Genomic DNA, 11,592 nt, shown 5'->3' on the forward strand with positions numbered 1-11,592 from the left:
CGGGCCCAGGAACGAGAAAGCAAACAAGCCGCTCACCGTGAGATCCGGTGGGCGGCTCGTTTGCGTTCTGGCTCAATATCTTTCGGTCGGGGACCGTCAGCTGGCCGAGCGCTCCTCGCGGAAGCCGGGCATCCAGGTCCGCACCAACTGCATGAACGGCAGTTCCGCATCGAGCTGGGCCAGGATGCCGACCGAACCGCCGAGCACCCGGAAGATCATCACGAACTGCGCGGGCAACTGCAGGGCGCGCGCGGTCTTCATATCCGCGCTGGTGATATCGGAGGCCTTGCCCGCCACCCGCTGCATCCACTTGCGGGTGAAGTGGAACGAATCGGTCTGGATCGGGTCGGTGAACGGCCGCAGGTAGTCGGCGATCTCCTTATCGGTGACCGTCCGGCCCGGAATCACCCAGCCGTTGTCGTACATGAGCTCGACCAGTTCGTCGAAGCGTTCGTCGATTTCGAGCGCGAGCATGCGCCCCAGGATTTCCGGAAAGCCGTCCGGCATGGGTGCGCAGGCGCCGAAGTCGATGACGGCCAGTTTGCCGTCGGACAGCATCATGAAGTTGCCCGGATGTGGGTCGGCGTGTAGCAGGCCGACGGTCTCCGGTGCGGAGAAATGGAACTTGCCCATCAATCCGGCGACTCGATTGCGCAGCGCGCGAGTGCCTTCCGGATCCTCGGCGCCCTGTTTGATGATCGCCGAGACCGCGGTGCCGTCGAGCCATTCGGTCACGATCACCTTCGGCGCGCTGGCCACCACCTTCGGCACCACGATCTCCGGATGCCCGTCGTAACCCTTCGCGAAGGCGCGCTGGTTGGCGGCCTCATTGCGATAGTCGAGTTCTTCCTCGGTGCGCTCGGTGATCTCGGCCAGGATCGGCTTGATATCGGCGCCCGGAATTACCGAGGCGATCAGGCCGGTCATCCGCGACAGTGTCTTGAGATCGGCGCGCAGTGCCTCATCGGCGCCCGGATACTGCACCTTCACCGCGACATCCCGGCCGTCGGACCAGACCGCCCGGTGCACCTGGCCGATGCTCGCTGATGCGGCCGGAGTGTCGTCGAAGGATCGAAAGCGTTGCCGCCATTGGGTTCCGAGTTGTTGGTCGAGGACCCGGTGCACGGTGTCGGCTGGCATCGGCGGCGCGGCCGCCTGCAGTTTGGTGAGTGCCTCGCGATAGTGCTCGCCGAACTCCTCGGGAACCGCGGCCTCCATCACGCTCAGCGCCTGGCCGAATTTCATCGCGCCACCCTTGAGCTCACCCAGCACGGTGAACAATTGCTCGGCGGCCTTCTGGTTCAACTGGGCGTTGATCTCCGACTTATCGCCACCGGCCAGTTTCTTGCCGAACCCGACGGCGGCCCGTCCGGCGATTCCCAGCGGAATCTTGGCTAACTTGGCATTGCGGGTTGAGCGACGACGCACAATCTCAGACACGTACCCATCATGGCGGACGGACCCGTGGCTTTGCCATGCCAATATTGATGTCTTTCCTTGGCGGAGTGTAAAAATCGCCCCTCTCATCGGGGCGGACCAGCGAAAACCGCCCGGCATCCGCACCCTTCGTGCTGCGGCCATTCGCGGCGCGAGATCCGGTAGGTATCCAGTTCGAGCTCGATCGTGGTGTTCATGGTGTCGAGCGGCCGCTCCGGTGAACAGCGCATGATCGCTTCGAGTTCGCCGAGCAGCAATGCCGCGGTGGCCAGGATGCCGGCCGGTGAGGCGTGCCCGACCCGGCCGAGCAGCTGGCTCGCGAGTTGTGGCCATTCCGGGTCGTATTCACATCGGGTGAGGTCGAGGCAGCGCAGACAACTCGTCAGGCCGGGGAATACCAGCGGTCCGACGATCCCCTTATTGCCATCGCGAATACGGACCTGCAGATGCGGGATCCCGTGCAGCACCAGCTCATTGGCCAATCGCGGGTCGATGACCAAGGCATCGGCCAGCACCACGAGTTCGCCACGCCAGGCGAGCACTGAGCTATCGGGGCGGTACCCACGCGACCGGATCGCACGGAGTCCGAGCCGCCGCAGCCCGGTCGCGACCGCATCCGAGAGCGGCCCGAGCCCGTGCACCCGCACCGCCCGCACCTGACCGAGCCGCTGGTCCGGTTGCAGGAGCAGCCCGGCGTCATCGATCCGGTTCAGCAGTTCGGCCGCGGCCTCGGGGTCGATCCCGCATTCCCCGGCCCGCCAGATGAGCTGCGGTCGACTCTGCATCCCATCCAGCAGCCGCAGAAACGCCAGCACCGTCTCGGTGTCCAATGCGGTCCGATCCAGCAGCAACGCCGCCTCGGGATCCCATCCCAACTGCACGACCCCGGACGGTCGCACCAGGACCGTCACCCGCGGCGCCAGCATCGGCCCGCACATCCGCCTCGTCATGTCAGCAGTATGCGGATGGCGCGACCGGTGAATCAGCGCGAATCCCGCGGTAGTCCACAGGGATTCGCACTTATCAACAGGACATTGTCAGGACGGGTCGGTGTCCTTGCCGAGGTTGGGACCGTCCTCGGCGGCCTCGCGCTCGGCCTTCTCACGGGCCTCGGTTTCGGCGAGTTGGGCCAGCGGATCATCGAATGCGTCCGTGCCGCCGCCGATTACCGAGTCGATGAAGGCGGCGGGGGAGTCCAGATCGTTGGAATCCGGTAGCAGGTCCGGATGCGCCCAGACGGCGTCTCTGGCGTCGACGCCCGCATCGGTGGTGAGTCGCCGCCACAGCGCCGCCGCCTCACGCAGCTTGCGGGGACGCAGCTCGAGTCCGACCAGGGTCGCGAAGGTCTGCTCGGCGGGGCCGCCGGTGGCGCGGCGGCGGATCAGGGTTTCGGCGAGCGCACCGGCGCCGGGCAGGCGATCACCGACCGCGTCGGTGACCACGACCTGGACCCAGCCCTCGATCAGGGCGAGCAGCGTCTCCAGTCGTTCCAGCGCCTGCTTCTGCTCCGGAGTGGTCTGCGGTTCGAAGGCGCCCTGGGACAGGATCTCCTCGAGCTTCGAGGGATCGGTCAGCGACATCGGGTCGATGCCCTGGGCCGCCGACTCCAGTGCCGAGAAGTCCATCTTGATGCCGCGGGCGTAGTCCTCGACCGCGCCGAGCACCTGCTGACGCAGCCACGGCACATGTCCGAACAGCCGCTGATGCGCGGCCTCGCGGGCCGCGAGAAAGACCAGGATCTCGCTCTCCGGCTGTTCCAGTCCGGCGCTGAACTCGGAAATGGCCGCGGGCAGCAGCGCCGCGGTGCCGGTCGGGCCGAGCGGCAGCCCGATATCGGTGGAGGTCAGCACCTCCTTGGCGAGCTGACCGAGGGCCTGGCCGAGCTGCGAGCCGAAGGCCAGCCCGCCCATCTGCCCGAGCATGCCGACCATCGGGCCGGCGAATTCGCGCGCCTCCTCCGGCAGCTGTGCGGTCCACATTCCGGAGATCTGTTCGGCCACCGGATCACACAGCCGCTTCCAGGTCGGCAGCGTCTCCTCGATCCAGTCGTTGGCGGTCCACGCCGCGGTCTTGTTCGCGCCGGCGGGCAGGGTGGTCGCACTGTCGAGCCACAGTTCGGCCAGGTGCGCGGCATCGGCGACGGCGCTGACGGTGCCCGAGGCGACCGGCGTCACACTCGCGCCGAGTTGCTGGCGTGCCAGTCGCTTGGCCACGTCGTAGTTGACCGGACCGGCCTGTGCCGACCCCGGCTGCCCCATCCCACTGAGCATCTGGCCGAGCGAGGTGAGCATCTGTCCGAGCTGTGTCGGATCGAAACCGCCCGCCCCTGCCCCGCCGAAGCCGAACGGATCGTTCGCCCCGGGACCGCTCGGCTCGTCGCCGCGCTTGCGGTCGTCGTCATCGCGGTTCGAGAATCCGAAGGGGAGGTCACTCATACCCCAAACATACGCGTGCGGCGTCGGGGTTCGATGTTCGCGCGGCGCGAAATCGGGACACGCGCGCGGGGAGTAAATATGCGCCTCGCCCGTCCGGCCGCGCGGGCGATCATTACTGTGGTCCAGGTGAATCGTCGGATCCTGACCCTGGTGGCCGCCCTGATCCCGGTGCTCGTCCTCGGTGCGGTGGGCAGTGTGCTCACTGTGCCGTTCGTCGCACTCGGTCCCGGACCCACGTTCAATACCCTCGGCGCGGTGGACGGCAAGCAGGTTGTCGACGTGCGTGGCGCCGAGGTGGACCCGGTGACCGGGCACCTGAATATGACCACGGTCTCGGTGCGCGATGGGCTGAACATCTTCGAGGCGTTCGGATTCTGGGTCAGCGGCGAGCACGGGTTGGTACCGCGCTCCGAGGTTTATCCGCCCGGTGTCCCGCGCGAGGAGATCGATAAGTCCAATCAGCAGGACTTCAAGGACTCCGAGGGCAATGCCGAGGTGGCCGCGCTGCACTTCTTGAACCTGCCGACGGTGGTGCTGGTGCGCAAGGTCTCCGACGACGGCCCGGCCAAGCAGACGCTGCGCGCGGGCGATGAACTGGTCAACATCAACGGCGCAGCGATCGCCACGCCGAAGGATGTCGTGACCGCGGTCTCCTCGCAGGCGCCGGGCAGTGAGATCACCGTGGTCTACCGCCGCGAGAATGCCGAACAGACCGCGACGATCACACTGGCTGCTCGCCCCGATGACGCGAACAAGGGCTATCTCGGTCTGACCCCGACCGAGGGCGCCCGCCCGCCGCTGGAGGTCTCGTTCAACCTCGCCGATATCGGCGGCCCATCGGCGGGGCTGATGTTCAGCCTCGCCTTGATCGATAAGCTCTCGCCCGGCGAACTCGACGGCGGCAAGTTCGTCGCCGGCACCGGCACCATCGATCAGGACGGCAAGGTCGGCCCGATCGGCGGCATCCAGTACAAGATGATGGCCGCGCGCGATGCCGGTGCGGAGACCTTCCTGGTCCCGGCGGCCAACTGCAATGAGGCCGAGCAGCGCACGCCGGACGGCCTGCGGCTGGTGAAGGTCGAAAACCTCAGCGGCGCAGTGCAATCGCTCAATGACATCAACGCGGGCCGGGAGACCGTCTCCTGCGGCTGATTCACTCCATCGTGTGGTGCAGTGCCTCGATGAGGTTGGGCGCCAGGTTCGGGTAGGTGCGCAGGTCGAGATCGCCGAAATCGCCGGCATCGTCCTCCGGCTTCAGCTGCAGCAGGCACAGTTCCGCGCCGGAGCGCAGCACCGCGGCGAGCAGTCGTGCCGTGCGCCGTTCCGGATGTGTCTCGGCGGCGGCGCGGGCGGCGGCGTCGGCGGCCTCGTGATCGGCGAGCAGCGGGGTGAGTGCGTCGTCCAGGGTGCTCTCGGCATCCGGCGGTAGCACCACGATCTCCTGGACCAGCACACAGCCGCTGACCGCCTCGGGCCAGCTGGTGGTGGCGAGGAATTCGTCGAGCGCCATCGATCCACCGGTGATGTCGTCCGGGAACGATTCCTGGGCGATCGGAGTCAGCTCGCTGCCCTGGTCGAGCTGATCGAGCAACCCGGGCTCGGCCGCGACCAGATCGGCCGTCGGCACCAGCGCGAACATCTGCGGCGGTCTGCCCCAACCCTCGGCGTCGACGAATTCCGCCACCTCACGGACGGAACGGGCGAGGACGAGTTCGGCGTGCAGATCTGCGGTCACACGCCCATCCTTACACCATCGGAGTCGTTGAAGCGCAGGCACTGCACGCACGAGTCCCAGCTGCGGGTGGGTACACCTCCCCAGCCGAGCCGACCACCACGGAGCGAGTCTTACGAGCGACCGTTCGCGGCCCGTCTTGCGTCCGAGTCGTTGAAGCGCAGGCACTGCACGCACGAGTCCCAGCTGCGGGTGGGTACACCTCCCCAGCCGAGCCGACCACCACGGAGCGAGTCTTACGAGCGATCGTTCGCGGCCCGTCTTGCGTCCGAGTCGTTGAAGCGCATGCGACGCAGTCGCGAGTCTCGACGGCTCGGACGCGAGACACCAGGGGGCCGCGAACACGCGGTGCCGCAGGCGCCGCAAATTCAACACAGCGCCCGCGCGGCCGACGTCACAGATTACGTAGAGTGGGCGCGAGACGGTCCGGAACGGACCACCTGCAAAATCGGACTGCGGTGCGACAACCGAGTGATCGGTACGAGCGCCGCCGGACCTTGGAGAGTGGCATCGTGGGCATGCGGCCCCCCACCGGCTTACCTTCGTTGTCCCGACGCAGCCGAGTGCTGCTGGTGGCGGCCATCATCCTGGCGGCGCTGCTGCTGCTGGGACCGCGGCTTACCGACACCTATACGAACTGGTTGTGGTTCGGCGAGGTCGGCTTCCGCAGTGTCTATATCACCGTCTTGCGTACGCGGATCCTGTTGTTCCTCGTCGTCGCGCTGTTCGTGGGTCTTGTCGTCTGGTTGGCGCTGCTGCTGGCCTACCGGACCAGGCCGGTATTCGTGCCTGTCGCCGGTCCGAACGATCCGATCGCGCGCTACCGCACCACCGTGATGAGTCGGCTCAAGCTGTTCGGCATCGGCATCCCGCTGCTGCTCGGTGCGCTGTCCGGACTGGTGGCGCAGTCGAATTGGGTCACCGTGCAGCTGTACCTCCACGGCGGCTCGTTCGGCCAGACGGATCCGCAGTTCGGCCTGGACGTCGGCTTCTACGCCTTCGATCTGCCCTTCTACCGGATGGTGCTGAACTGGCTGTTCGTCGCGTCGGTCATCGCGTTCTTCGCCAGCCTGGTGACGCATTACGTCTTCGGCGGCCTGCGCCTGAGCGGACGCGAGGGCACGCTGACCCGGCCCGCGCGCATCCAGTTGGCTGTGATCGCCGGAATCTTCGTGCTGCTCAAGGCCGTCGCGTACTGGTTCGACCGCTATGAACTGCTCTCCAGCAGCCGCAAGGAGCCGATATTCACCGGCGGTTCCTACACCGATATCAACGCCGTGCTGCCCGCGAAGCTGATCCTGTTGTCCATCGCGGTGATCTGCGCGATCGCCTTCTTCGCCGGGATCGTGCTGCGCGATCTGCGGGTGCCAGCCATGGCCGCCGCGCTGCTCGTGCTCTCCTCGGTCCTGGTCGGCGCGGTGTGGCCGCTGGTGGTCGAGCAGTTCTCGGTGCGCCCGAACGCCGCCGAAAAGGAGAGCACCTATATCGAACGCAATATCGCCGCCACCAGGCAGGCGTACGGCATCACCTCCGACAAGATCGAGTACAAGGACTACAAGGGCGACAGTAAGAAGAGCCCGCTGGAGGTGCCGGTCGACGCGGCCACCATCGGCAACGCGCGACTGCTCGACCCGAATATCCTCTCGCCCACCTTCACTCAGCTCAAGCAGCTGAAGAACTTCTACGGCTTCCCGGATTCGCTGGACATCGATCGCTACAACCTCGGCGGCGATGTGCAGGACTACATCGTGGCCGCGCGCGAGCTGCATCCGTCGGCGCTGAGCGGCAACCAGACGAACTGGATCAACAAGCACACCGTCTTCACCCACGGCAACGGCTTCGTGGCAGCGCCGGCCAACCGGGTCAACAAGCCGCAATACGAGGATCCGAGCGCGGCCGGTGGCAGCAGCGACAGCGGCTATCCGATCTTCCTGGTCAGCGACCTGTTCAATACCACCGACCAGCAGCAGATCAAGGTCGACCAGCCGCGCATCTACTACGGCGAGCTGATCTCGCAGTCCAACCCGGATTACGCGATCGTCGGCGCGGTCAGCGGCAGCCAGCCGCGCGAATACGACTCCGATACTGCGCAATTCACCTATAACGGCAAGGGTGGCGTCTCGATCGGCAACTGGTTCAACCGGCTGGCCTTCGCCGCGAAGTACACCGAGCGCAATATCCTGTTCAACTCCGACATCGGTGGCAACTCCAAGATCATCTTCAATCGCAGTCCGCGCGAGCGGGTGCAGAAGGTGGCGCCGTGGCTGACCACCGACGGCAATGCCTATCCGGCGGTTGTCGACGGCCGGATCCAGTGGATCGTCGACGCGTACACCACGCTCGACAACTATCCGTACGCGCAGACCACCTCGCTGGAGGGCGCGGTCGAGGACAGCATCGATAAGAAGACCGGAAGGCTGTTGCCGCGCAAGGAGGTCAGCTACATCCGCAACTCCGTGAAGGCCACCGTGGACGCCTACGACGGCACGGTGACCCTCTACGAGGTGGACTCCACCGACCCGGTGCTCAAGGCCTGGCGCGGCGTGTTCCCCGGCGCCGTCAAGCCGGAGAGCGAGATCACCCCGGAGCTGCGGGCGCACTTCCGCTATCCCGAGGATCTGTTCAAGGTGCAGCGCGAGATGCTGACCAAGTATCACGTGGACAATCCGCGAGAGTTCTTCACCAACAACGCCTTCTGGTCGGTGCCGAGCGATCCGACCACCGAGGGCGGTACGTTCAACCAGCCGCCGTACTACGTGCTGCTCGGTGATCCGGCGACGAATAAGCCGGTGTTCAACCTGACCAGTGCCATGGTCGGCTACAACCGCCAGTTCCTCTCCGCCTATATCTCGGTGCGGTCGGATCCGGACGGCTACGGCAAATTCACGATCTTGCAATTGCCGACCGATACCCAAACTCAGGGTCCGCAGCAGACGCAGAACAGTATGACGACGGCGCCCGAAGTCTCCAGTCAGAAAACGCTGCTGTCTAATTCGAACAAGATCAGATATGGCAATCTGCTGACTTTGCCGATCGCGGATGGCGGAATCCTTTATGTGGAGCCGTTTTACAACGAGCGAAATACCGGGGCGGGCAGCGCCACCTTCCCGCAGCTGCTGCGCGTGCTGGTGAGTTATCGCGATGTGGCGGGCAGTGTGAAGGTCGGCTTCGCCTCCACCCTGGCCGATGCGCTGAATCAGGTGCTGCCGGGTACGGGTTCGCTGGCCACGCCGTTCGGCGGTGATCCGACCAGCAGGCCGAAACCGGGCACCACACCGCCGCCGGCACAGGGCGCCACCCCGCCGACGCAGGGCACCACCCCGCCGACGCAGGGCACAACACCGCCGCCCGCGACCGGATCCACCGCCAAGGACGCGGCGGCCGCGGAGCTGAACAAGAAGATCGAGAATGTCCGAAATGCCATGAAGTCCGGCAACTTCCAGGACTTCGGCAAGGCGCTGGAGGAACTGGAGGCCGCGGTGAAGGCCTATCAGGACGCCGGTCGCTGATCCCGGAAAGCGAGAACGGCCCCGTCACCCGGAAGTGGGTGACGGGGCCGTTCCAGTTGACGTCGGACCAGCCGATGTCACCTTCGGCGCCGTTGCCGAGTGACGTCGGCTTCGTACGTCAGCGACCGAACGAGTCGATCAGCGCGCTGTTCTGGTCCAGGAGCTGCTTGTACGGGCCCTCCAGGCCGTTCTGCTCGGCCAGCTCGAAACCGGCGGACTTCGCCTTCTCGATGGCGGATGCGACGCTGGAGGGCGGGGTCGGGGCGACCACGGCGGGGGCGGGCTCCGGCTCGACGACGGCCGGGCTCGGCTCGGACTCACCGGCGCGCAGGTACTGGCCGCAGACCGGCCAGGCTCCGGCGCCCTGGGTGGCGAGCACGTTCTCGGCGACCCGGATCTGCTCTTCCTTGCTGGCGTGGTTGGCGGAACCGGCGCCACCGTTGGCGGCCCAGGTGCTCTGCGAGAACTGCAGACCGCCGTAGTAGCCGTTTCCGGTGTTGATACCCCAGTTGCCACCGCTTTCGCACTGGGCGACGCCGTCCCAGTTGTGGGTGGGGGCGGCCGCGGCGGTGCCGGTGGAAAGACCGAACGGGACGGCAACGATTGCGCCGGTGACAGCGGCATAGCCGAGGGCGCGGGTGCTGAGCTTCCGGTGTTTCGACATGATGTTTTCCCTCCCTGCGCCCACCGCCCCCGGTAAACAAAATGCCGAGTCCCTGCCCCCAGGTGTGTCGGGGATCCTCGAACCGCGGGACAGGGTCGCCGGTGTTCGGCGGTTCGAGTTCGAGCCCATCACGTTTGATCCGGGCCGTGGATCGACGGTAACCAAGAAATCTCCGCAGATCACATCTTGATAACTTCGCGAGTGCATGATGCGAATAGCGTGTATATCAGTGTTTGCGCAGGTCGCAAATGCCGTAAGAATGGATTCTGGACGGTCTGTTATAGCAACGTTATGTGTTCGGGATCACTAAGAAATAGTGGCCCAGGTCACGTTTGAATGCGATGACCGACCGGTCCGATTGCGCTCGGGGGTGGTTCTTATGCGTCTGCCGTTGTTCGCGCGATGGCCCCGGACCTTTGCCATGGCCGACTGTTGGGCTTACTCCGGGGCGGTCTGTGCGCCGCGTCACCGGTCATCTCTTCCGTCTCTCCTTCAATCCGCTGACCAGCGAAAATGTCCTGCGAAGTCAGCGATTTGCCTTCCCTGCGTAGACGTGTGTAATGTTGTGTTTACCGACGCGGGGTGGAGCAGCTCGGTAGCTCGCTGGGCTCATAACCCAGAGGTCGCAGGTTCAAATCCTGTCCCCGCTACTAGGGAAACGGCCCGGAACACACAGTTCCGGGTCGTTTTTCATTGGTGTGGGGGAACATATTCGGGAACGTCGGCCAGGTCGGGATTCTCGAGCCGGTTCGGTCGAAGTAGCGGCCCGGCAACGGCGACTCTCCCTCATCCGCTGCCAGTGTGGGATTCGCGCGTTCACGAAGGTGGTCGTATGGCTGCTGAGACCTGAGACTCCTCCCGTGCGGAACTGTAGGGGTGGTCTGGCGGACTCGTCCGCTCAACGGGTTGCTCTCCTGGACCCGCGATCGGTGGTTCCCCGTGATGAGGCCAGCGCGGTCGTCGCGATTGCTGGCCAGGAGCGGCAGCTCGACACTCGACCGTCGGGTGGGCCGTCGAGCAGGCACGGATCGGCCTTGTCGGTCGGCTGTAAGCAACGCTGTCGCGGTCTGGCTCACCTTCCCATATTTGGAAAATTCGCTCGGACGACGTCTGCTATTTCTGATGCAGTGACGCTACGAGGAGGCCCAACGATGTGTACGTCCAATGCGATACGTCCATGGCTTTACACCGCACAATCGCACCGGAGCCGACTGGTGGTCACCGCCTCGATCGAGTGTGCGGCTCATCCTCGGCCGGAGTAGCCATCAGGAAGCTACTGGCCGGTTGACAAGCTCAAGATCGTCAAATTACTGTTCAGTACGATGAATGTTGTTCCGCTGTTCGACAATCCGAGGGATCATCGTGTCGATCCGTATCGCTGTAGCGGAGGTGCTATGTACGCACTTCACGGCGGGCGTTTCGGTCACTACCCCCTCTTACGTGCGCCTCGATCCTCTGGCGTGCCCACGTAGCGCCTCGGCCTTCAGCGGCGTTCGCTGATTATTTGCCGTATTGGCGCCGGGCGGCACGGTCAGGTCCAATCTGGGCCCCGCCTACACCATCTCCCGAAGCCTCGGACTGCCTGCGGAAGACGCTCCGCATCAGTCGGGGCTCTTTGCTGAGCCTCGACCGCGTCGAAAACCGATATGCCGCAGCAGGAGTCGGCCAAATCGAAATTTACAAAAACTTTAGTTAGACCTACGAATTGATGGTGGCATGATCTGCTCTGCGATCCGGATGGATGTCGCGGCAGGCGACGTCATCCACCCAGCGCCGTCATCCAGGGGCGCGACGGGAATGCCCAATCGCGAACGC

General features: G+C 65.2%; 7 protein-coding genes and 1 tRNA gene. 3 read left to right on the forward strand and 5 right to left on the reverse strand.

Annotation, left to right across the window (positions count from 1 at the left end; all coding sequences use genetic code 11):
* Positions 1-96 precede the first annotated feature (96 nt).
* The 3 genes from ACQP2D_RS08630 to ACQP2D_RS08640 form a co-directional block, all read right to left on the reverse strand.
* Positions 97-1,440, reverse strand: a complete 1,344-nt coding sequence (locus ACQP2D_RS08630) for an ABC1 kinase family protein (RefSeq protein WP_433683177.1) — start codon at positions 1,438-1,440, stop codon at positions 97-99.
* A gap of 83 nt (positions 1,441-1,523) precedes the next feature.
* Complete coding sequence (locus tag ACQP2D_RS08635; RefSeq protein ID WP_433683178.1) at positions 1,524-2,387, reverse strand: hypothetical protein; 864 nt, start codon at positions 2,385-2,387, stop codon at positions 1,524-1,526.
* Positions 2,388-2,474: 87 nt separating this feature from the next.
* The gene (locus tag ACQP2D_RS08640) at positions 2,475-3,872 is read right to left on the reverse strand and encodes a zinc-dependent metalloprotease (RefSeq protein WP_433683179.1); all 1,398 of its coding nucleotides are present in this window, start codon (positions 3,870-3,872) and stop codon (positions 2,475-2,477) included.
* Positions 3,873-3,998: 126 nt separating this feature from the next.
* On the opposite strand from ACQP2D_RS08640, the gene ACQP2D_RS08645 reads away from it, so the two are divergent.
* On the forward strand, positions 3,999-5,024 hold the full coding sequence (locus ACQP2D_RS08645) for a YlbL family protein (RefSeq protein WP_433685586.1): 1,026 nt from the start codon (positions 3,999-4,001) through the stop codon (positions 5,022-5,024).
* A 1-nt stretch (position 5,025) separates the two neighbouring features.
* Here the strand turns inward: ACQP2D_RS08645 and ACQP2D_RS08650 are convergent, their stop codons facing one another.
* On the reverse strand, positions 5,026-5,607 hold the full coding sequence (locus ACQP2D_RS08650; protein ID WP_433683180.1) for a PPA1309 family protein: 582 nt from the start codon (positions 5,605-5,607) through the stop codon (positions 5,026-5,028).
* 509 nt (positions 5,608-6,116) lie between these two features.
* On the opposite strand from ACQP2D_RS08650, the gene ACQP2D_RS08655 reads away from it, so the two are divergent.
* Complete coding sequence (locus ACQP2D_RS08655; RefSeq protein ID WP_433683181.1) at positions 6,117-9,113, forward strand: UPF0182 family protein; 2,997 nt, start codon at positions 6,117-6,119, stop codon at positions 9,111-9,113.
* 118 nt (positions 9,114-9,231) lie between these two features.
* Here ACQP2D_RS08655 and ACQP2D_RS08660 read toward each other — a convergent pair whose 3' ends face one another.
* Positions 9,232-9,777 (reverse strand): transglycosylase family protein, encoded by a 546-nt coding sequence (locus ACQP2D_RS08660; protein ID WP_433683182.1) that lies wholly within the window; start codon positions 9,775-9,777, stop codon positions 9,232-9,234.
* A 576-nt stretch (positions 9,778-10,353) separates the two neighbouring features.
* Between ACQP2D_RS08660 and ACQP2D_RS08665 the strand changes: the two genes are divergently transcribed.
* Positions 10,354-10,427: transfer RNA gene (locus tag ACQP2D_RS08665), tRNA-Met, on the forward strand.
* Positions 10,428-11,592 lie beyond the last annotated feature (1,165 nt).

It is taken from the genome of Nocardia sp. CA-119907 (assembly GCF_050955995.1).
In the GTDB taxonomy this organism is placed as follows: domain Bacteria; phylum Actinomycetota; class Actinomycetes; order Mycobacteriales; family Mycobacteriaceae; genus Nocardia.